The sequence below is a fragment of the Prosthecobacter sp. genome (assembly GCF_044236155.1).
GTDB lineage: Bacteria > Verrucomicrobiota > Verrucomicrobiia > Verrucomicrobiales > Verrucomicrobiaceae > Prosthecobacter.
The window spans coordinates 109,359-130,188 of sequence record NZ_JBIIHA010000005.1 but is presented as its reverse complement, the minus strand read 5'-3'; the positions used below and the strand labels follow the sequence as shown (position 1 = coordinate 130,188).

General features: G+C 61.7%; 16 protein-coding genes. 10 read left to right on the top strand and 6 right to left on the bottom strand.

What is annotated here, in order from left to right; translation table 11 throughout:
- Positions 1-64: 64 nt before the first annotated feature.
- The 4 genes from ACILSE_RS06530 (at position 65) to ACILSE_RS06515 (ending at position 8,430) form a co-directional block, all read left to right on the top strand.
- On the top strand, positions 65-3,544 hold the full coding sequence (locus ACILSE_RS06530; RefSeq protein ID WP_395716562.1) for a PVC-type heme-binding CxxCH protein: 3,480 nt from the start codon (positions 65-67) through the stop codon (positions 3,542-3,544).
- A 136-nt stretch (positions 3,545-3,680) separates the two neighbouring features.
- Positions 3,681-4,598, top strand: coding sequence for an alpha/beta hydrolase (locus tag ACILSE_RS06525; RefSeq protein ID WP_395716561.1), 918 nt, complete (start codon positions 3,681-3,683; stop codon positions 4,596-4,598).
- An 81-nt stretch (positions 4,599-4,679) separates the two neighbouring features.
- The gene (locus ACILSE_RS06520; RefSeq protein ID WP_395716560.1) at positions 4,680-5,810 is read left to right on the top strand and encodes an aminotransferase class V-fold PLP-dependent enzyme; all 1,131 of its coding nucleotides are present in this window, start codon (positions 4,680-4,682) and stop codon (positions 5,808-5,810) included.
- Positions 5,811-5,841: 31 nt separating this feature from the next.
- Positions 5,842-8,430: a VWA domain-containing protein gene (locus ACILSE_RS06515; RefSeq protein ID WP_395716559.1), complete on the top strand. Its 2,589-nt coding sequence runs from the start codon at positions 5,842-5,844 to the stop codon at positions 8,428-8,430.
- A 2-nt stretch (positions 8,431-8,432) separates the two neighbouring features.
- Here ACILSE_RS06515 and ACILSE_RS06510 read toward each other — a convergent pair whose 3' ends face one another.
- A complete protein-coding gene (locus ACILSE_RS06510) occupies positions 8,433-8,756 on the bottom strand; it encodes a low molecular weight protein tyrosine phosphatase family protein (protein WP_395716558.1) in 324 nt (107 codons plus the stop codon).
- Positions 8,753-10,303, bottom strand: a complete 1,551-nt coding sequence (gene gpmI, locus ACILSE_RS06505; RefSeq protein ID WP_395716557.1) for a 2,3-bisphosphoglycerate-independent phosphoglycerate mutase — start codon at positions 10,301-10,303, stop codon at positions 8,753-8,755. Before gpmI ends, ACILSE_RS06510 begins: the two co-directional genes overlap by 4 nt.
- Before the next feature lie 145 nt (positions 10,304-10,448).
- Here gpmI and ACILSE_RS06500 point away from each other — a divergent pair, with 145 nt between their 5' ends.
- On the top strand, positions 10,449-11,882 hold the full coding sequence (locus tag ACILSE_RS06500; protein ID WP_395716556.1) for an N-acetylmuramoyl-L-alanine amidase: 1,434 nt from the start codon (positions 10,449-10,451) through the stop codon (positions 11,880-11,882).
- On the opposite strand, the gene ACILSE_RS06495 is transcribed toward ACILSE_RS06500, so the two are convergent.
- On the bottom strand, positions 11,879-12,424 hold the full coding sequence (locus ACILSE_RS06495) for a D-glycero-alpha-D-manno-heptose-1,7-bisphosphate 7-phosphatase (RefSeq protein WP_395716555.1): 546 nt from the start codon (positions 12,422-12,424) through the stop codon (positions 11,879-11,881). The two genes, ACILSE_RS06500 and ACILSE_RS06495, sit on opposite strands and share 4 nt — an antisense overlap.
- On the bottom strand, positions 12,421-13,491 hold the full coding sequence (gene ribD, locus ACILSE_RS06490; protein WP_395716554.1) for a bifunctional diaminohydroxyphosphoribosylaminopyrimidine deaminase/5-amino-6-(5-phosphoribosylamino)uracil reductase RibD: 1,071 nt from the start codon (positions 13,489-13,491) through the stop codon (positions 12,421-12,423). Before ribD ends, ACILSE_RS06495 begins: the two co-directional genes overlap by 4 nt.
- A 96-nt stretch (positions 13,492-13,587) precedes the next feature.
- Between ribD and ACILSE_RS06485 the strand changes: the two genes are divergently transcribed.
- The 3 genes from ACILSE_RS06485 to ACILSE_RS06475 all read left to right on the top strand — a co-directional run bounded on the left by ACILSE_RS06485 (position 13,588) and on the right by ACILSE_RS06475 (position 16,444).
- Positions 13,588-14,583, top strand: a complete 996-nt coding sequence (locus tag ACILSE_RS06485; RefSeq protein ID WP_395716553.1) for a type II secretion system F family protein — start codon at positions 13,588-13,590, stop codon at positions 14,581-14,583.
- Positions 14,584-14,713: 130 nt separating this feature from the next.
- Positions 14,714-15,796: a recombinase RecA gene (gene recA, locus ACILSE_RS06480; RefSeq protein WP_395716552.1), complete on the top strand. Its 1,083-nt coding sequence runs from the start codon at positions 14,714-14,716 to the stop codon at positions 15,794-15,796.
- Between the two features lie 240 nt (positions 15,797-16,036).
- Complete coding sequence (locus tag ACILSE_RS06475; protein WP_395716551.1) at positions 16,037-16,444, top strand: hypothetical protein; 408 nt, start codon at positions 16,037-16,039, stop codon at positions 16,442-16,444.
- A 4-nt stretch (positions 16,445-16,448) separates the two neighbouring features.
- Here the strand turns inward: ACILSE_RS06475 and ACILSE_RS06470 are convergent, their stop codons facing one another.
- Together ACILSE_RS06470 and ACILSE_RS06465 are read right to left on the bottom strand one after the other, a co-directional pair.
- On the bottom strand, positions 16,449-16,919 hold the full coding sequence (locus ACILSE_RS06470) for an RNA pyrophosphohydrolase (protein ID WP_395716550.1): 471 nt from the start codon (positions 16,917-16,919) through the stop codon (positions 16,449-16,451).
- A gap of 12 nt (positions 16,920-16,931) precedes the next feature.
- Complete coding sequence (locus tag ACILSE_RS06465) at positions 16,932-17,447, bottom strand: peptidoglycan endopeptidase (RefSeq protein WP_395716549.1); 516 nt, start codon at positions 17,445-17,447, stop codon at positions 16,932-16,934.
- An 88-nt stretch (positions 17,448-17,535) separates the two neighbouring features.
- Here ACILSE_RS06465 and ACILSE_RS06460 point away from each other — a divergent pair, with 88 nt between their 5' ends.
- The gene (locus ACILSE_RS06460) at positions 17,536-18,471 is read left to right on the top strand and encodes a ThuA domain-containing protein (RefSeq protein ID WP_395716548.1); all 936 of its coding nucleotides are present in this window, start codon (positions 17,536-17,538) and stop codon (positions 18,469-18,471) included.
- Between the two features lie 18 nt (positions 18,472-18,489).
- Positions 18,490-20,559, top strand: a complete 2,070-nt coding sequence (locus ACILSE_RS06455; RefSeq protein WP_395716547.1) for a carbon starvation protein A — start codon at positions 18,490-18,492, stop codon at positions 20,557-20,559.
- Positions 20,560-20,830: the final 271 nt, after the last annotated feature.

Below are 20,830 nucleotides of genomic sequence, written 5' to 3'. Positions count from 1 at the left end.
GCGGACGCCCTCGTCCGCAAAAATCAGTGGCGGACACGTTCGTCCGCACTCCCATAGGCGCACCATGCGCCTATCCCTCAGCCTCCTCCTGCTCCCCACACTCGTCCTCGCCGCGCCGAAGCCTCTCTTCCAATCCAAGGTCATCACCAAGGACACGCCGAACCACAGTGTGGACATCGACGTGTCGCTCGAAGGTGCCAAGGAGCTCTTCCTTGTCGTCACCGATGCCGGAAACGGCTTCGCCGCCGATTGGGCGGACTGGGCGGAACCGCGGCTCATCCTCGCCGATGGCAGCGAGAAAAAACTCACCGAGGTCGAGTGGAAAGCCGCGCAGTCCGGATGGGGCAGCGTGCGGGTGAATTCGAACTGCGAAGGGCAGACCCTGCGCAGCGCCGGCAAAACCATCGAATACGGCCTCGGCACGCATGCGAACAGCGTCATCGCTTTCAACCTGCCTGCGGGCACGAAGCGCTTCAAAGCCCGCGGTGCTCTCGATGAAGGCGGGACGAAGCAGGGCGGCACCAGCGTCGAGTTCCGCGTTTACACGGAGAATCCCGGCCCGCTGCAAGCCAGCGCCGTCGCGGGAGCCTCGCACGAGCCTGCGGACTCCACCGAGCAGCTCGACGTGCATCCCGAGCTCACCGTGCAGCTCTTTGCCAGCGAGCCGATGATGGCGTCGCCTTCCAGCATCGACATCGACCATCGTGGCCGCGTGTGGGTCTGCGAGGTCGTGAACTACCGCAAGCACAATGGCGAACGCGCCGAGGGCGACCGCATCCTCATCCTCGAAGACACCGATGGCGACGCGAAGGCCGACAAATCCACCGTCTTCCACCAGGGCCGCGATGTGGACAGCGCCCACGGCATCTGCGTGCTCGGCAACAAAGCGCTCATCTCCTGCGGCGACGACGTTTTCTGGCTCATCGACGACAACGGCGACGACAAAGCCGACCGCAAAGAGCTCATGTTCACGAAGATCGGCGGTGCGCAGCACGACCACGGCATCCACGCCTTCCACTTCGGCCCCGATGGCCGCCTCTACTTCAATTTCGGCAACGCTGGCAAACAGCTCTGCGATGCCAAAGGCAACCTCATCACCGACATCCACGGCATCAAATGCACCAACCAAAACAACCGCCCGTATCAGCAAGGCATGGTCTTCCGCTGCGAACTCGATGGCAGCAAGGTCGAGGTGCTCGCCTGGAACTTCCGCAACAACTGGGAAGTCGCCGTCGATAGCTTCGGCACGATGTGGCAGTCCGACAACGACGACGACGGCAACAAAGGCGTGCGCATCAACTACGTCATGGAGTTCGGCAACTACGGCTACTCCGACGAAATGACCGGCGCAGGCTGGCAGACGCCGCGCATCGGTTGGGAAAGCGAAATCCCGCAGCGTCACTGGCATCAAAACGACCCCGGCGTCGTCCCGAACATGCTCATGACTGGCGCAGGCAGCCCCACCGGCATGCAAGTCTATGAAGGCGACCTCCTCCCCAGCATCTTCCACGGCCAGCCCCTCCACTGCGATGCCGGCCCGAACGTCGTCCGCGCCTACGTCACCCAACCCGACGGCGCAGGCTACAAAGCCGAGATCGTCAACATTCTCGAAGGCACGAAGAACCGCTGGTTCCGCCCCAGCGATGTCGCCGTCGCCCCTGATGGCAGTTTGATCGTCGCTGACTGGTATGACCCCGGCGTCGGCGGACATGGCATGGGCGATGTGACGCGTGGACGGTTGTTCCGCGTGACGACGAAGGCTGCGGAGAAGTTTCAGGTTCCAAGTTTTAAATTGGACACTGTCGAAGGCGCGGTGGCGGCTTTGAAGTCACCGAATGAAGAAGCGCGGTATCTCGCGTGGAAGAAGCTCGAAGAACTCGGCTCCGAAGCCGAGCCCGAGCTTCACAAGCTCTTCCACGATACTAAATCCGTCCCCCGGCATCGCGCCCGTGCCTTGTGGCTGCTTGCCGCGCATGAATGGGAGCGCATCAATCCCGGTGCCGACAAACCCAACCCGCACGACCTCACGCTGCCCGAGTGCCTCACCAAAGCCCTCACCGACACCGATCCCAACATCCGCATCACCGCCATCCGCGTCGCTCGTCGTCTGGTGCAGCAAGCGCATCCTGAGATGCTGCGTGAGGTGATCGCGAAGGTCGCGAAGGATGCTTCGCCTGCGGTCCGTCGTGAAGCGGCGATCGCGCTGCGGTTTGATCTAGATCTGGCTGCCTCAAAAATTTGGGCCTCCCTCGTTGAAACCGAAATCGAAGACCCCTGGCTTATTGAAGCGCTTGGCATTGCTGCCGACCAGGATTGGAACAAGAGGGCCACAACGGAAATGCAGCCAAACTTTTCTCTGCTCTGGCGCAGTCGGAGCCGTCTCACCGCTGAAATGCTAGGCCGGATCATTTCAGCCAATACGAACCAATTTCCTCCGTACCTCAATCCACTCCGCTCCCTCCAACTCCTCTCCCACAAATACCCCGCCGAAGTCTCCGCCGCCGCTTTGACCATCTTCCTCAAAGCCGATGCCGAAACGGCCCTCGCCTCTACGGCATTGCTCGACCGCAACGTCATCACCTCCAATCCCGAGGCTAAGGCGCGGCTGGATGCGCTGCTGAAGCCCGTCATCGGCAAACCGGAGTTCATCGATCTCGTGCAGCGGCTGAATTTGACCGGGTTTGAGCAGGAACTCGTCGATTACATCACCGCGCATCCCGATGCGGGCGAATCCATCAACGCCGCACGCATTCTCGCCGCGAATGTCGGCAAGACCGTGGCCTTCCTCACGAAGGCGGATGCCGCCTCGGCGAAGAAACTCGTCGCCGCGCTCGGCAAGGTCAGCGACCGGCCCAGCGTGGCCGTTTTGAACCAAGCCTTCTGGCCCGAGAAACGCGATGACGTGCGCCGCAGCATCGTCGAGGCACTCGCGCTCAGCAGCGAAGGCGGACGCGCCCTCCTGAAATGGCAGAGCGAGAAAAAACTGCCCGACACCGTCAAGACCACCGCCGCGCTCGCCCTCAGCCGCAGCACCGATGCCGGACTGCGCAATCAAGCCGCCACCGAACTCCCCCTGCCCGCCGCGCTCGGTGCTGAGAAATTCCCACCGCTCGCCGATCTCATGAAGCTCAAAGGCGATGCCACCAAAGGTCAGGCGATGTTCATGCAGGCCGGTTGCGTGGCCTGTCATCAGGTCAAAGGCCAGTTCATCAACTTCGGCCCCGACCTCAGCCAAATCGGCAACAAACTCAGCCAGGACGGCCTCTTCACCGCCATCCTCTACCCCAGCGCCGCCATCGAGCACAGCTTCGTTGGCCTCACCGTCACCACGAAGGAAAATCAGCAGGTCCTCGGCTACGTCGTGAGCGAGACCGACGCCGAACTAACGCTCAAAATGGCCGGCGGTGCCACGCAGGCCATCAAGAAGACCAACATCGCCAAAAAGGAGGAAATGAAGGACTCCCTCATGCCCCCCGGCCTCGCTGCCGCCATCGGCCCGCAAGGCCTGGCCGATCTCGTGGCGTGGCTCATGACGCTGAAGTGAGGAGTGGCGACGATTCGTCGCCATACAATCTTTGGTGGGGAGACTATTCGTCGACTTACTATTTTTTTTTGGGCTACCTATCGCCGCCGCTCCAAAACCGCAACATCCGCGCCTCTCCGTCGTTTCACCCGCAACCATGCGCCTCATCCTTCTGCTGCTCCTCGCCCTGTCGCTGCCCTCAGTTGCTCAAAAAGCCGGCAAAACCAAGCCCACCATCAAACTGACCACCGAAGAGGTCGCGACCAAGGAGATCGTCTATAAAACCACGCCGCAGGGCGAGTTGAAGCTCCACGTCTTCTCGCCGGCGGGCGAAGTCCAGATCACGGCGCTTCGCCCTTGCATCGTGTTCTTCTTCGGCGGCGGCTGGAAGAGCGGTTCCTACCTGCAATTCGTCCCGCAGGCCGAATACCTCGCCAGTCGCGGCATCATCGCCATCAGCGCCGACTACCGCATCGCGAGCATCCACAAAACGACACCGGATAAGTGTGTCGAGGATGCCAAAAGTGCGATTCGCTGGGTGCGCGGGCATTCCACCGAGTTGGGCATTGATCCCAGCAAGGTGATTGCCGCCGGTGGTTCCGCAGGCGGACATCTTGCCGCCTGCACGGCCCTCGTGTCTGCCTACGACGCCGAATCCGACGACAAAAACATCTCGGCAAAGCCGAACGCGATGGTGCTCTTCAATCCGGCGATGAACATCGCCACGCTCTTCAAGCAGCGCGACACCGGCGACAGCCCGATCACGCTCGACATGGCCGAGGCCATCACACCGAACAGTTTTGTCAGCAAGGACACACCACCAGCGATCTTGTTCTTCGGCACCGCCGACAAGCTCAAGCTTGGCGGCGACGAATACGTGAAGAAAGCCCGCGAACTCGGCCTGCGAGCCGAAATGTGGGCCGCGGCGGACATGCCGCATGGCTTCTTCAACAAGGCGCCGTGGATTCAGGTGACGGCGAAGAAGATGGACGAGTTCCTCATCTCCCTCGGCTATCTCGGCGGCGATCCGACGATCAAACTACCGGAGAACGCGCCGGAGTTGAAAGCCGAGTAGCGTCGGGTGCTTATGGAGTGGCGATGACGCGTCGCCTTTCCCGTCTTGCTTTGGCGACGAATCGTCGCCACTCCTCACGCCATGCTCACCGACTCCTCCCGCGCCGCCGATTTTCCCAGCCTCAAGGGAATCCATTACCTCAACACCGCCGCGGAGAGCATTCCGCCGCTGTGCGTGAATGAAGCGGTGGCCGAATACATGCAGCACAAGTCTTTCGGCATGCGCGGACGCGATTTCCACTTCCCACGTGTCGAAGAATGCCGCGAAATCACCGCGAAGCATCTCGGACTCAACACGGATGAAGTTTCATTCTGCTCGTGCAGTTCGGAAGCCTATAACCTGCTCGCCAACGCGCTCGATCTGAAGCCGCAGCACGAGGTCGTCGTCACGGATCTCGATTTCCCCGCCGGCGCCACGCCATGGCTCACCGCGCCGGAGCATTCGCGGCCTGTCTCGCGGCTATGGAGAAGCCGCGATGGAGCGCTGAACCTCGTCGATCTCGCCTCGCTACTGAATGAGCGCACCAAACTCGTTCAGGTCAGCCTGGTGAGCTTCTACAACGGCCACCGCATCCCCTACGCGAAGCTGCGCGACATGGTGCGCCTGCTCGCGCCGAACGCCGTGCTCGCCGTCGATGTCACGCAGGCGCTCGGCCGTGTCGTGCTCGACTGCCAGGACGCGGACATCCTCATCTCAAGCACGCACAAATGGACGCTCGGCATCCACGGCGGCGGCGTCATCGGCATTCCCCAGAAATCCGCCGCACGTCTCACCACGAAGGCCGGCGGATGGTATCACCTCTCGAATGCGTTCGACGCCGACCGTTTCGAAAACGCCCGCATCAAACCCGGCGCGTTGAGTTTTTCCGTCGGCATGCCCAGTTTCGCCGCGCTGTATGCGCTGAACGCCTCGCTGCGTTACCTTGATCAGATTGGTGTCGCCAAAATCGCCGCGCATGCCGATCCGCTGGTTGCTCGTGTGCATGAAGGCTTGAGAGAGCTTGGCATCGCTCCGCTGTGCTCAGCGCAGCCGGACAACCCGAGTGGAATCGTCGCCTTCCGTCACGAAAACACGACGAAGATCAACGAGGCGCTGCTGGCGCAAAACATCCACGTCATGCACCAGGTCGGCCGCATCCGCATCGCCCTCCACGGCTACAACACGATGGAAGACGTCGAGAAGCTGCTGGCGGCGCTGCGCAGCGCGCTCTAAATAGGGCCCGCCACCGAACTCCACGCACCTCTTGGACTGGGAATCACCAAAACTCCTCCTGCTCATCCTGCCGGCCGTTGCGCTGCTGCTGTGGATAGAATCACGCTCCACGCATCCGATGTCGGGCTTGCGGAAGCGGTTGCTGCTGGTCACGCGGGCGCTTGGGGTGATGCTCGCCATCGCCGCGCTGGCGGGACCGGCACGCGTGAGTCAAACAGGACGCAAGGCGCTCGGTATCGTCGTGGATGCCAGCCAGAGCATGGGCGCGGAAGGTTTGACGAAATCTCTCGCTGAAACCGCCCGTGTGCGCGCCGCGCTCGGCAGCGGGATTGATTCATTTGTCGTGCAGCTCGGCGCGCAGCCGGAACTGCTGCCCGAAGCGAGCACCCCCGCGATGCAGGCCGAATGGCAGAAGAAAAACGGGAGCGACAGCCATTACGCTGCCGCCATTGAGTATGCGGAGGCGATGTTTCCTCCCGGCGTAAGCCGCAACATCCTCGTCATCGGCGACGGACATGAGACACGCGGCAGTTTGCTCGCCGCCGCACGCGAAGCTGCCGTTTCCGGCATCAAGCTGCATGCGCTGCCGGTTTCCGGGCCTCGCCGACCAGATGCGCGTCTGATCGCGCTCACGCCAAACCGCACACGCTTGTTTGAAGGCGCGAGCCTGAGCCTGAAGGCCGTGTTTGAGAGCACCCTCGAAGGCAGCGGCACGCTGAAGCTCTACGAAAACGGCATCGAGGTGGAAAAGAGGCCTGTGACGCTCAAATCGGGCGCGACGCAGGAAGTCACCTTCACGCGCACACCTTCGACTCGGAATACGTTCCAGTATCGCGCCGTCCTGGAAGGCATCCAAGGCGACACCTTGCCCGGCAACGACAGTGCGCTCGCGATTGTCGATGTGCGCGGACGTTTGCGGCTGCTCTACATCGAATCCGACGCCAGCGAGGCACGCTACCTCACACAGGCGATGGAAAAAGAGGGCATCGAGCTCGATTTGCGCCAGCCGGGCAACCTCGCGATCACCTTCGAGCAGCTCAGCGGCTATGACGGCGTCATTCTTTCCGATGTTCCCGCGCATCAACTCGGCGATCCGCTCATGAACGCGCTGCGTGATTACGTCGATAAACTGGGGGGCGGTTTGATCATGCTCGGCGGTCCTGGATCGTTCGGTGTCGGCGGATACTATCGCACTCCGATCGAGGAAGTGCTGCCGGTGCGGCTCAAAGCACCGGATGAAGAGGAAAAGCAGAGCGCCGCTGTCGCCATCGTGATGGACCGCTCCGGCTCAATGGCCGGGGAAAAGCTCGAAATGGCGAAGAGCGCGGCGATTGCGACGGCGGAAGTGCTGGGGCACAACGATTCGCTCGGCGTGTGGGCCTTTGATTCGGATGCACACGTCGTCGCACCGATGACGCGGCTCACTTCCACGAACGCCGTGTCGGGACAGATCGCTGCCGTGGCCTCCGGAGGCGGCACCAATTTGCAGCCTGCGTTTCAACTCGCCCGCGAGGCACTGCTGCGCACGAAGGCGCGCGTGAAGCACATGATCATCCTCACCGACGGTCAGACGGCAGGCGCAGGTTACGAGCAACTCGCCTCCCAGTGCCGCGGTGAAGGCATGACGATCTCCACGGTGGCGATCGGTGAGGGCTCGCATGTGGCGCTGTTGCAGGCGATTGCCTCCAGCGGCGGCGGACAGAGCTACTCGACGCTCGATGCCAGCGGCATCACGCGCATCTTCACGCAGGACACGCTTATGCACACGGGCCGCATGATCCGCGAGGACCCGTTCATGCCGGAGTTGAAAGAGAAGCAGCCGATCCTCGCAGGATTCGAGAAATGGGACTCCCCCACCCTGCTCGGCTATGTGAAAACGACGCGCCGTACCTCCGCGCAGGTGCCGCTCGTCACCGAAACAGGCGATCCGCTGCTCGCGCACTGGCGTTTCGGTCTTGGCAAGGCCACCGCGTTCACCTCCGACGCGAAAAGCCGCTGGGCCTCGCTTTGGATCGCGCGTTGGAAGGATTACGGCCGCTTCTGGTCGCAGGTGCTGCGTGAAACCGCCCGCGCTCCGCAGGGACGACTGATGGATCTTTCCACGCGAATGGAAGGCGACGATGCGCGGATCGGCGTCGATCTCCTTTCCGATGCCGGCACGCGCGCGAACAACGCCGTTGTTGAAGCCGAGGTGTTTCACGTGGCCGCCGATGCGCTCGGCGCGGCGATGAAGCCGGTGCAGAAGCTCACGCTGCGCCAGTCCGCGCCCGGAACGTATGAAAGCAGCTTCCAGCCGACGCAGGCGGGCATTTATCTCATCCGCGCACAGTCTGGCGCGGAGATGGTGACCACCGGCCTCGTTCACAACCCATCGTCTGAAGCCAGCCTCGGTACGGTGAATGAATCGTTGCTCCAGCAAGCCACAAAGATCACCGGTGGTGATTATCTTGCTGATGCAACGCGGCTTCCCAATCTCGAAACCACCAAGGCCATCCAGCACGAGGAACTGTGGCCTTCGTTGCTCGTGCTCCTGCTGCTCCTTTTCCTCATCGACACCAGCATCCGCCGCTGGGAGCATGTGGTCGGCCTGTGGCAGCTCGTTCCGCTGCGCAAAGCGTGAATTCAGGCCAGCAGCGGCTCCACGCTGGTCTTGATCAGCTCGACGAGTGCGGGGTCCATGAACTCGTAGTCATCGGGGATGTCGAGCACCTCGATGCGCAGGTCGTGAATCACCTGCGGGAAATCCTCCCGCAGCTTCTTTTTGTGCGCAGCCTCCATCACCAGCACGAGATCCGCCCAGCGCAGCAGCTTCTCCGACACCCGCCGCCGTGCCGAGGCACTCAACCCGGCACTGCGCACCTCCACTCGCGGATCGTTTTGATACACCGCCTCCGCCGTCGGGCTGCGCCAATGGTTGCGGGAGCAGAGGAAGAGGAACTTGATCACTTTTTGAGCAGCAAGCTCTTCCCCGTCATCTCCGCCGGTTGCTTCACTCCGAGCATGTCGAGCAGCGTGGGCGCGATGTCGGCGAGGATGCCGTTGCGGACGGTGTAGTTCGCTGAATCGGCGGCGACGTAGATGCCGTGGACGAGGTTCGTGGTGTGGGCGGTGTGCGGGGAGCCGTCGGCGTTGCGCATTTGCTCGCAATTGCCGTGGTCGGCGGTGATGAAGAGCTTGCCGCCGAGTTCGAGCACCTTTTCCACGATCATGCGCACGCCGAGGTCGATGGTCTCGCAGGCATGCACGCCGGCCTCCACGACGCCGGTGTGGCCGACCATGTCGGGGTTGGCGTAGTTCATGATGACGGCGTCATACTTTTCCAAACGACGCAGCACCTCAAAGGTGAGGTCTGGGGCGCTCATCTGCGGCTTTTTGTCGTAGGTAGGCACTTCTTTGGGCGAAATGGCCAAATAACGGTCTTCGCCGGGATTTGGCTCCTCGACGCCACTGTTGAAGAAGAAGGTCACGTGCGGGTATTTTTCCGTCTCAGCGGCACGGAGCTGTGTGAGGCCGGCGGCGGCGATGGTCTGCCCGAGGTTGTTGCTGAGGCTCTCGGTGCCGAAAATCACGCGAGCGCCGAGATCGACGTAAGTCGCGTCATACTCGGTGAATGTGTAGTAGCCGGTCTTCGGCGTCACTTCGCGGTCGAACCCGGCGAAGTCGGCCTTCAAGAACGCATCGCTGAGCTGGCGGGCACGGTCCGCGCGGAAATTGAACCAGAGGATGACATCGCCATCGCGGATGCGCTGCTCGTTGGCATTGGAAAAAATCATCGGCTGCATGAATTCATCGCCACGCGGATCGCTCGGATACGCGGCCTTCACGGCGGCGCTCGGCGCATCGCTGCGCACTTCGCCGCGACCGAGCACGATGGCATCCCAGGCGAGTTTGTTGCGCTCCCAGCGCTTGTCGCGGTCCATGGCGTAGTAGCGACCGATCACGGTGGCGATTTGAGCGCCGCTCGGCTTCAAATCGGCCTCCAGCTTCGCCATGTAGGCCGCGCCGCCGGTCGGCGAGGTGTCACGGCCATCGGTGATGGCATGGACCATCAAATCGGTGACGCCTGCCGCCTTCGCGGCATTGCACAAAGCGGCGAGATGATCCTGATGCGAATGCACGCCGCCATCGCTGATGAGGCCGAGGAAGTGCAGGCGCTTGCCTTTGGCCTTTTCAAAGGCCTCGACGAGCACGGGCATCTTCGCCAGCTCGCCATCGCGGATGCTCTTGTTGATGCGGGTGAGGTCCTGATAGACGATGCGGCCCGCTCCGAGGTTCAGGTGGCCCACTTCGCTGTTGCCCATCTGGCCTTCGGGCAGGCCCACGTCCTCGCCGCTGGCGCTGACGGTGCCGCGAGGATACGTGGCATAAAGATGATCATGGAAAGGCGTCTTCGCGAGCAGCGTGGCATCGCCATTGGCTTGAGCTTGAGCTTTGCCGCCGGGGTTGATGCCCCAGCCGTCGCGGATGATGAGAACAACGGGTTTTTTAGCCATAAATCGGGTGTGTCAGCGCTCCTTGTGCCAAATCCCCCGGAGAATCAAGGACGGGAAAGTCCCGGGGCTGTCAGAACGTTTGCGCCGGAGCCGGACCCGGACTATAAAAAGCCGTCTTTTCCCGATTTCCGCCGTCACTCCCGTCATGATTACCGGATCGCACTTTAAACCCTTTTTGACCGCAGCCTTCGTGTCCGTGCTCGCGCTGAGCATCGCCACGCCGGGTGGCGTCCGCGCAGAAGATGGCAAGCCTGGATTCTTCAAGAAGATCTTCGGAGGCGGTAGTAGTGAAGCGCCAGCGCCTGCAAGCGACCCAAAACCAGCGCCAAAGCCGGTTCCGGCCACCAAGTCTAAACCGGAGCCAGCCAAGCCAGCCCCGGCCATCGAGACCGGCAGACCGCCCCGTGTGATCATCACCACGACCGGCGGATCGAAGAAGAAGGTCGAGCTTAACAAGCCTGCGACTTCCACGTCCTCCAAAACAACGGCGAAAAAAGAAACGCCCAAACCGCAGCCGAAAACCGAATCCATCCAGGATGTGACGAAGTCCGTGGCGAAGGACAATGAGGGGCCGATGAAGGGCGAGTTCAAAGAAGACAGCGATGACAAGCCATCCTCGTCCGAGGCCGTCAGCGTGCTTCCTTCCAAGGACGGCTGGGAAATCGTGAAGATCGGCGGACGCGATTACGTGACCGCAGAAAGCATCCGGAATTTTTACAACCCGGTCTATGGCTTCACCACCTTCCGGCTGCAGGGAAACCACTTCTGGCTCGGCTCGTCCAAGCTCATCCTGAAAGCGCAGGTCGGCTCGCAGGAGATGCTGATCAACAACATCAAGTTCATTCTCAGCTTCCCGGTGCAGTCTTACAACGGCAAGGTGCTCTTCTCGCGCCTCGACCTGTGCAAGCTCATCGATCCGGTGCTCTATCCCAGCCACATCCAGAACGCCGAGTACTTCGACACCGTGGTCATTGACGCGGGCCACGGCGGCCACGATGCCGGCGCTCGAGGCATTTACGGCTATGAGAAAGACTTTGCGCTGAAGATGGCGATGGCGGTTGGAGCGGCCTGCAAGGCACGCGGCTTCAAGGTGGTTTACACGCGTAGCACGGACACCTTCCTCACTCTCGGAGGACGCGTGGCCATCGCCAACCAGACGCCGAAAAGCATCTTCCTGAGCTTTCATTTCAATTCCGGAGGCTCCGCGGCGTCCGGCATCGAAACATGGGCGCTCACGCCGCAAAGCGCGGCGGCCACCATCCCGCGCGGCGGCGGCTACAACGTGAACGGCGTTACCGGCAACAAACAGGACTCCGCGAACATCGCGCTCGCCACCGCCGTGCATGCCAGTGTCATCAGCCGCTTCAAGTTCGTCGATCGTGGCATCAAGCGCGCGCAATGGAGCGTGCTTACCGGCTGCAAACGTCCCGGCATCCTCTTTGAGGGCGGCTTTGTCACCAACGCCCAGGAATGCCTGCTCGTCGCCTCCGACACCTACCGCCAACAGGTTTCCGCCGCCATCGGCGACGCCGTGGTGAATTATCGCAAGGCTCTCGAAACGGCGATGGCGAAGCGCTAAACGGACGGAAGTTTTGTTTCCAACAAAGCCGCGAGACGCGTGGTGTCTTCCAGCGTGAACTCCGCCGCCACTTTCGGCTCGTGGTGGCTTAAAATGCGGACGGTCCGCGGCACGCCGGCGTTGATGGCCATCTGGATGTCGCGGTCATGGTCGCCGACGAGCCAGCTTCGCGTGAGATCGATCTCGTGGTCCTTTTGCGCGCGGAAAATCATCTCGGGGCTCGGCTTGCGGCACGTGCAGGTGCCGGAGAGATGGGTGCAGGCATAGACGCCATCGAAGGCGGCGGCGTGGCGGCCCAGTTCCTCCTGCATGCGCGCATGGATGTCATTGAGCTGATCCCTCGTCATGAGTCCTTTGCCCACACCCTGCTGGCTGGTGACGAGGACCGTGGCGTAGCCGCGTGCTTTGCAAAGCGCGAGCGCCTCGATGATCCCCGACGCTAAATGAAAATCCTCCCAGCGAAGCACATAGCCCTCGCCAGGCGAGACATTGACGACACCATCGCGATCAAAGAACAAGGCAGGGCGGCTCGCGGCACTCATGGTTTCGTCGGGGGTTGATCCGGCCACACGGGGAAACCGTGCATCAGGACGTTGTCACCCATGGGACGGACGGTTACCTTGTCGAGCTCGATGGACTGCGGCAGCGCCGGGCCGGCGAGCGAAGGGCGGCCGCCGCCGCACAAACGCGGCGCGATGTACCAGTAAACCTCATCGACGAGACGCTCGCGGAATGCCTGGCCGAGGATGATGCCGCCGCCTTCGATGAGAACCGAGAGCACGCCGCTTTTCCCGAGTTCCTTGAGCACATCCGGCAGATCCTTGCCGTGCATGATGAGCGTGCGATCCTTGAACTCGTCCGTGAGCAGATGCGAACGCGGAGGAATGTCTCCACTACGGGTCAAAACCACACGCCAGGGCTGAATTTTGCCGCTTGCACCCCTGCCATCGCGCAAGGTGAGCTGCGGATTGTCTTTCCGCACGGTTTCAGCACCGACGATGATGGCATCCACACGCATGCGCAGCCTGCGGCCATGCGAGCGCGCCGCGTCGCTGGTGATCCACTGGCTTTCACCCGCCGGACGGGTGAGGCGGCCATCCAGGCTCTGGCCCGCCTTCGCGATCACATAAGGAATGCCTGTGGCGATCCACTTTGTGAACGGGCGGATCATCGCCCTGCATTCAGACTCCAGAACACCAGCGGTGACTTCGATGCCGGCAAGCAGGAAGATGTCGCGACAACGACCCGCATGCTTCGGGTTCGGATCATGCGCGCCGAAGACGACACGTTTGATGCCTGCGGCCTTGATCGCCTCCGTGCAGGGCGGCGTGCGGCCGTGCGTGCAGCAGGGCTCCAGTGTCACGAAAATCGTTGAGCCGGGCAGCAGTTTCGCATTCGCTTGCTGCGCGACACGGATCGCCTCCACCTCGGCATGCGGCCCGCCTGCCTTGCGATGAAAGCCCTGCCCGATGACCTTTCCCTGAGCGACGATGACCGCGCCCACGGGCGGATTCGGACTCGTCAGGCCGACGCCGCGCTGCGCCTGGTCGAGCGCGAGATGCATCCAGCGTTGGTCGGGTGTTTCGTTCTTGTCATGAGGCGGCGGCATGCGGGGGATGCTGATGATAGACGCTGCCCCGGCGGTGAGAAGCACGAAGTTTAAGCTGGCCGCGATTGCCTGCGCGGGCTTATTTTTCAACAGACGATGAAACTGTCCGAAAAAGCGCTCCTTTACCGCGAACTGGCCAAGCTGGTGGGCGCGGATTTTCATCTCGACCGCTCGATCCAACTGCTCCTCAACCAAAGCCCCTCGCATGCCCGGCGCACCTGGTTGCTGGGCCTGCAACGCGGCCTCAGCGAGGGCAAAAACATCACCGAGTCACTCACGAAGCATTGCGAGTCCTTCACCGGCACGCTGGAACTGGCGCTGATCGACGCGGGCGAGCGCAGCGGACGGTTGACCGATGGTTTCCGGCATCTGGCGCGCTATTTTGAGGCCTGGGACATGGCGATGAGGCAGGCCTTGGGCGCGGTGATTTATCCCCTCGTGCTCGCACACCTCGGCATCGTGCTGCCGGAACTGCCCGCGATGGTGACGGCATCCATGCAGGGCGAGCCGTGGTCGCTGCGCGGCATGCTGATGCCGCTGGCCATCCTGTGGTTGATTCTGCTGAGCACGTTTCTTCTCTGGCGCTGGCTGTCGCGGCTCGGAGCAGTCTCGGCGGCGGTGGACACATGGCTGGGACGCATTCCGCTCATCGGCAGCGTGCGCAGGCATTGGGCGCTGGCACGCTTTGCGCAGGTCTTCCATGCCTGCCTGCTGGCCTCCATGCGCATGACGGAGTGCATGCGGCTCGCCGGCGCGGCCTCGCACAGCGGCTTGCTGCGGCACGCATCAGAGGACGCTGCGCGCCGCATCGCCGCGGGCGAAACCATCGCCGGAGCGATGGCGGATGTGCATGGTTTTCCGCTGGTGTTTGTGCATGGAACGGCCACGGCGGAGGAAACCGGCACCCTCGACCACGAAATGAACCGCTGGGCCGCCGCGGAGACCATCGAGGCTGGCGACGCCGTGCAGCGCGCCGCCCAATGGCTGCCAAAGATCGGCTACGGCATCGTCGTGCTTTATGTGGCCTACCGCATCATTTCCATGATGGGCAATTACTACGGCGGAATGCTGAAGCAGCTTGAGGTGAGCTGATCTAGCGCCCGGGCTTCCGGCACGGCTCAAATAAATCAGCCAGCAGCAGTGAAAGTGCTTTACGGCAGCTTTGAAATGCGCTTTCTGTTCGCCCGAACAGCTTTTATTCACCCCAAACTAAATTCCGACCATGGCCAGAGCACCCAAAGAAACCGCCGAGCCGAACACCAACAAGATCGCCGAGGCCCGCGCCCGGAACCTCGATCTGGCCATCCAGCAGATTCACAAAGACTATGGCGAAGGCGCCATCCTGCGCATGGGAGAGGAACACAAGGCCGACATCGCCGTCATTCCTACCGGCAACCTACTCATCGACCAGGCGCTCGGTGTCGGCGGCTTCGCCCGCGGTCGTATCGTTGAAGTTTATGGCCCGGAATCCTCCGGTAAGACTACCCTCACACTCACCTGCGTGGCCCAGGCGCAAAAAGCCGGCGGTCTCGCGGCCTTCATTGATGTCGAGCACGCGCTCGATCCCAATTACGCCCGCCGTCTCGGTGTCAAAATGGACGAACTTCTCGTCTCGCAGCCCAGCTCAGGTGAGGAAGCCCTGCGCATCTGCGAAACACTCGTGCGCTCGAACGCGCTCGACGTGATCATCATCGATTCCGTGGCCGCGCTTGTCACACGTCAGGAACTTGAGGGCGAAATCGGCGACAGCACCGTCGGCGCCCAGGCGCGGCTCATGAGCGCCGCGTTGCGCAAACTCACCGCCATCATATCCAAGGCGCGCACCTGCGTCATCTTCACCAACCAGATCCGTGAAAAAATCGGCGTCATGTTCGGCAATCCCGAAACGACCCCCGGCGGCAAGGCGCTCAAGTTCTATGCCAGCGTGCGCGTGGACATCCGCCGCATCGGCGCGATCAAAACCACCGACGGCACCGTCACTGGCAACCGCACGAAGGTCAAAGTGGTGAAGAACAAGCTCGCGCCGCCCTACACCGAGGCCGAGTTCGACATCATGTACAACGAAGGCATCAGCAATGTCGGCTCGCTTCTCGATCTGGCGATGGACTTCGACATCCTGCAAAAACGCGGCTCGTGGATCAGCTACAAGGGCACGCAACTCGCCCAGGGCCGCGACGCCGCCAAGGAGGTGCTGCGCAACGACCCTGCCGTTTACGCTGAGATCGAAGCCGCCGTGAAGCAGAAACTTGCCGAGAAAAAAGGCGAGCTGCCCTCAAAAGGCAGCTCATCCGGCGCTGACGAGTAGCCGCAGGGATCACAGCCTCGAAATCTCGAAACCAGAATCACGAATGACGAAGAAATGAGCAAAACCGAAGCCCGAAGAGCATGTGCGTGCTCCGCCAGGCTTGGTTTGTGATTTTCATTCGGACTTTGGGATTCGTTCGTCATTCGGATTTCTGATTTCGTCATTTTGACGGCGTTCCTGCCTCATCGTTTGACATCCAACGCCCCGTGCGCCTCTTTTTGTGGTCACTCCGCGACTCGTATGGCTAAACACAGCCAGCACCAGCAAGGAGCCTCCGCGCACGATGCCAAATCGAAAAGCGGTGGCAGCCAGTCCGTCGTCGAATTGTGCGAAATATCGCCCAGCGGCCTCGTCTTCTGGTCACGGAGGCGATTCGAGATCGGGGCGGAGATTCAGGTGCGCATTCATCGCTCAGCGCTGCCCGCGGCCGCGCAGCACAGCGGTGCTTCGCCCGGAAAATGGGTCACGTTGAAAGGCTTCGTCGTCGCATGCCCGAAACACCGCCGTGTGGACGGCTCCTCAGGCTTCCATGTTTCGCTGCTCATCGAGCACGCGCCCGCAGATGCCGCTGAAAACACGCCGTTCCGCTCCAAAATGCGTTGGCTGAGGTCCCCGCTGCCCTGGATGCGTCGTTTCGGCCTGAACTGAGCGTTCACAAGAACTCGATGCCAAAAAAGTCGAGCATGACCTGGCGATAGACGGCACGCTTGAACTTCGGCACCCAGTCCATCTGAAATTCGGAGGGCTTGATCCACTTGAAGCCGGCGAACTCGCGATGCGTCGCGTCCAGATTGAAATCCTTGTCCTCGCCAAGGAAACGACAGAGAAAATAAGTCTGCTCCTGCCCGCCGTAGATGCCGTATTTCAGCCGGCCCTTCGCAAACGCATACCGGTAGCCTTCCCGCACCTGCACGATCTCCAACAGCTCACGTTTCACGCCGATCTCTTCCTCCAGCTCGCGAAAGAGCGCCTTTTCGGCGTTTTCCCCGTCATCAATGCCGCCCTGCGGGAACTGCCACGCGCCTTTGATGTTGATGCGCTCGGCCACGAAGATGTCGCCGTTCGCGCGCTGCAAGATGGCGGCGACGTTCGGGCGATAGACGATGGCTTCGGCGGGGAACATAGGATTCTTAGATCACAAACCAGGCGGATGCCTCATGGTGTAGCCCTTGGTCGGACGTGAACGGCTGCTCCAGCGCGGCCCGTCGCTGTCGGCGTCGCTGTAGCCGGTGTCGAGCCGGAGTCCGGCCACCTCCATGAAAACATGTCCTTTCCGGGCATAAACAGTGATCCACTTCCCTTCCCCGCCTCGACCGTATTTGCGGAAAGCAGATGAAATGGTCGGCGCGTCGAGTTTTCCCGCCGCGTGCAGCACATAAGACACCGTGCCGGAGCAATCATAGGCGCTGTCCTCGAACTTCGCATGGCCTCCGCCGCGCCGGTAGGGTTTCGTGCAGATGCGGTTGCCTGCCGAGATCGCTCGCATGACCTCCGCCGGGGCGTTTGCAGGCGGCACCGCCTTCCCGCCGATGATGATCGCCGTCTTCCCCGGCGAGTATTTATACTCCCAGCGGCTGCCCGCGCTGGAACCGCACTGGCAGAGCAGAAAGCACAGTGTCGGCAGCAGAATGAGGGCAAAGAAGCGCGGCATCACGGTCATGGTACGCGTGACCTGTGAAATGACAAGGCGTGCAACGCCGCCTTGCCTTGTTTTCAAACTTCCGCCAGAATCGCCCGCCATGCTCAAACGCCTCGCCGCCCCTCTGCTCCTTGCCGCCGCTGTGTGTGTCGCGGCCTTCGCCGCCGCCCCCGCCAAGCGCAAGATTCTCTTCTTCACGAAATCCAGCGGCTTCGAGCACAGCGTCATCTCCTGGAAAAACGGCAAGCCCAGCTATGCGGAAAAAGTGCTGCTGGAACTCGGGGCGAAGAACGGCTGGGACTTCGAGTTCTCGAAGGACGGCTCGAAGTTCAGCAAGGACTACCTCGCGCAGTTCGACGCCGTGTTCTTTTACACCACCGGCGATCTATGCAGCGAAGGCACCGACAAGAACCCGCCCATGTCGCCGGAAGGCAAGCAGGCGCTGTTTGACTATGTGAAAGTGGGCAAGGGCTTCATCGGCACGCACTCCGCCAGCGACACTTTCCACACCAACAACGAGTCCCAGAAAGGCCCGGACCGTTATGTGAACCATGGTGACAAGGCCGATCCTTATGTGCGCTTCCTCGGCGGTGAGTTCATCAAGCATGGCGCGCAGCAGGACGCGAAGAACACCGTCACCAACCCCAAATTCCCCGGCTTTGAGAAAGTCGGGGAGAGCTACGGCTTCATGGAGGAGTGGTACTCGCTCAAGGATTTCACACCCGACATCCACGTGCTCAGCGTGATCGACTCGCCGGCCATGAAGGGCGGAGAATATGCCAGGCCCGCTTACCCGAGCACCTGGGCACGCAGGGAAGGCGATGGCCGCGTCTGGTACACCGCCATGGGCCACCGTGAGGACGTTTGGACCAATCCCATCTTCCAGGACATCCTCGTCGGCGGCGTCAAATGGGCACTCGGCGATGTCCAGGCTGAGATCTACCCGAACCTCAAGGAAACCGCGCCGGAAGCGATGACCAATCCGGCCTACATCCCACCACCCCCGCCAAAACCGGCCAAGAAGGAGAAGAAATAACAGCGAACCGACAACGTCATGCCCAAAGCCCTGAAATTCCTGATCTGGACCGCCATCTCGCTCCTCGGAGCCGGTGCGGTCGCTGTTTCCGCCTTCCACAAAGGCGAGACCATCAACGCGCTGTGGCTCGTCGTGGCCGGTGTCTGCGCATTTGCCGTCAGCTACCGTTTTTACAGCGCCTGGCTCATGGCCAAAGTGCTCACGGTGGATGAGCTGCGTGCTCCGCCCGCCATCACAAAGGCAGACGGCAAAGACTTCGTGCCGACGAACAAGTGGGTCGTCTTCGGCCATCACTTCGCGGCCATCGCCGGACCCGGACCGCTCGTCGGACCGGTGCTAGCGGCGCAGTTTGGTTATCTGCCCGGCATGCTGTGGATTTTGATCGGCGCGACGCTCGGCGGTGGCGTGCATGATTCGGTGGTGCTGTTCGCGTCCATGCGTCGTGGTGGCAAATCGCTCGGCCAGATGCTCAAGGAGGAGGTCAATCCCTTCGTCGGCATCGTGGCCATGCTCAGCCTGCTGGCGATCATGACCATCCTGCTGGCCGTTTTGGGCCTCGTGGTCGTTAAGGCGCTCGCGGAGAGCCCCTGGGGGCTTTTCACCATCGCGATGACGATTCCCATCGCCCTCATCATGGGCTTTGCGCATCAGGTGGGTCGCGTGAGCGTGGTGAATGTGTCCATCTTCGGCGTCATCGCCCTGCTGGCTGCGGTGTGGGGTGGTAAATATCTTCCCGCTGAGTGGATGACCGCGCTGACTTGGGCACCAGACAAGCTGGCTTGGGCAATCATGATTTACGGCTTCGCCGCCTCCGTGCTGCCGGTCTGGATGCTCCTGGCTCCGCGTGATTACCTCAGCACGTTCATGAAGCTCGGCACGGTGGCTGTGCTGGGTCTGTTCATCGTCATCATCGGCCCGGAATTGAAAATGCCCGCGCTGACGAAATTCATCGACGGCAGCGGCTGGGTCGTTCCGGGGCCAGTTTTCCCGTTTGTGTTCATCACCATCGCCTGCGGAGCCGTCTCCGGCTTCCACTCACTCATTTCCAGCGGCACCACGCCGAAGATGCTCGACCGCGAGTCACGCATCCGCATGATCGGCTACGGCTCGATGATTACCGAGATGCTGGTCGCGCTCATGGCCATCATCGCGGCCTGCGCGCTGGAGCCGGGCCAGTATTTCGCCATCAACACACCGCCCGTGCCGGATCACGCCGCCGCCATCGCGAAGATCAACGCCGCAGGCTATCCCGTGACGATGGAGGAAATGCTGCTCATGACGAAACAAATGGGCGAGCCTACCACCATCCCCATGGCCGATGGCACGATGAAGGAGAATGTGCCCACCCTCATCGGCAAAACCGGTGGCGCGCCGACCTTTGCCGTCGGCATGGCGCACATGTTTGCCAAAGTGTTGCCCGGAGAGGGCATGCTCTCGCTCTGGTATCACTTCGCCATCATGTTTGAGGCGCTTTTCATCCTCACCACGCTGGATGCGGGCACGCGAGTGGGCCGCTTCATTCTGCAGGACTTCCTCGGGCACATCTGGAAGCCGCTGGGAGACACGCGCTCATGGCTGAGCAACGCCTTTGCCACGCTGCTACTCGTCTCGGGCTGGGGCTACTTTCTTTATCAGGGTGCCATCGACCCCGAAGGCATCGCGAAGAGCCTGTGGCCCATTTTTGGCATCTCGAACCAGCTTCTGGCCGTCATCGCCTTCTGCCTGGGCACCACCGTGCTCATCAAGATGGGCAAGGCGCGCTATGCATGGGTTACGCTTATCCCCATGAGCTACCTGACTGTCGTCACCTTCAGCGCCGGGTGGTTGAAACTGACCTCCGCGAACGCCGCAGGCTTCATCCCCGCACTTGAAAAGCTCCAGGCCGCCGCCGCGCAGGCGCCGCTGACCGCCGTGCAGGCGCGCGCCATGATGAATCTGAAGGTGGACATCGGCATCACCTGCCTTTTCCTCACCGCTGTCGCCGTCATCGTCACCGCGTCCGCCGTCGAGTGGGTGAAAATCATCCGCGGCTCGAAGAAGGCCGTGCTCAATGAGGAGCCGTATGTCGCGCTTCCGGAAGGCGCGTGACCATGCCGCATGCCCGCTGGTTCGTGGCCGCTTTTCAGCCTGCTGCCGGGAGCCTTTCACATTTTTCCCGCGAGGACGGCCGTTGCGCGCATCGAGCCCGAAGAAAAAACAAGGTGCTTGAGAAGCGCGTCTCTTCGATTGAATTCTCTTCCATGCGCAGTCAGAAGCAAAACAACCGGGCTCCACGGCCCTTCAAAAATCAAAACAGCGCGGGCAGATGGTCCGGCGGCAATGGCGGCTTCATCCCCGGACAGAAATCTCCCCCGCCGGT

What these genes read in the sequence shown, in the direction of transcription:
- ACILSE_RS06530 (WP_395716562.1), top strand. Translation starts at nt 65, where the DNA reads ATGCGCCTATCCCTCAGCCTCCTCCTGCTCCCCACACTCGTCCTCGCC.
- ACILSE_RS06525 (WP_395716561.1), top strand. Translation starts at nt 3,681, where the DNA reads ATGCGCCTCATCCTTCTGCTGCTCCTCGCCCTGTCGCTGCCCTCAGTT.
- ACILSE_RS06520 (WP_395716560.1), top strand. Translation starts at nt 4,680, where the DNA reads ATGCTCACCGACTCCTCCCGCGCCGCCGATTTTCCCAGCCTCAAGGGA.
- gpmI (WP_395716557.1), bottom strand. Translation starts at nt 10,303, where the DNA reads ATGGCTAAAAAACCCGTTGTTCTCATCATCCGCGACGGCTGGGGCATC.
- ACILSE_RS06500 (WP_395716556.1), top strand. Translation starts at nt 10,449, where the DNA reads ATGATTACCGGATCGCACTTTAAACCCTTTTTGACCGCAGCCTTCGTG.
- ACILSE_RS06495 (WP_395716555.1), bottom strand. Translation starts at nt 12,424, where the DNA reads ATGAGTGCCGCGAGCCGCCCTGCCTTGTTCTTTGATCGCGATGGTGTC.
- ribD (WP_395716554.1), bottom strand. Translation starts at nt 13,491, where the DNA reads ATGCCGCCGCCTCATGACAAGAACGAAACACCCGACCAACGCTGGATG.
- ACILSE_RS06485 (WP_395716553.1), top strand. Translation starts at nt 13,588, where the DNA reads ATGAAACTGTCCGAAAAAGCGCTCCTTTACCGCGAACTGGCCAAGCTG.
- recA (WP_395716552.1), top strand. Translation starts at nt 14,714, where the DNA reads ATGGCCAGAGCACCCAAAGAAACCGCCGAGCCGAACACCAACAAGATC.
- ACILSE_RS06475 (WP_395716551.1), top strand. Translation starts at nt 16,037, where the DNA reads ATGGCTAAACACAGCCAGCACCAGCAAGGAGCCTCCGCGCACGATGCC.
- ACILSE_RS06470 (WP_395716550.1), bottom strand. Translation starts at nt 16,919, where the DNA reads ATGTTCCCCGCCGAAGCCATCGTCTATCGCCCGAACGTCGCCGCCATC.
- ACILSE_RS06465 (WP_395716549.1), bottom strand. Translation starts at nt 17,447, where the DNA reads ATGCCGCGCTTCTTTGCCCTCATTCTGCTGCCGACACTGTGCTTTCTG.
- ACILSE_RS06460 (WP_395716548.1), top strand. Translation starts at nt 17,536, where the DNA reads ATGCTCAAACGCCTCGCCGCCCCTCTGCTCCTTGCCGCCGCTGTGTGT.
- ACILSE_RS06455 (WP_395716547.1), top strand. Translation starts at nt 18,490, where the DNA reads ATGCCCAAAGCCCTGAAATTCCTGATCTGGACCGCCATCTCGCTCCTC.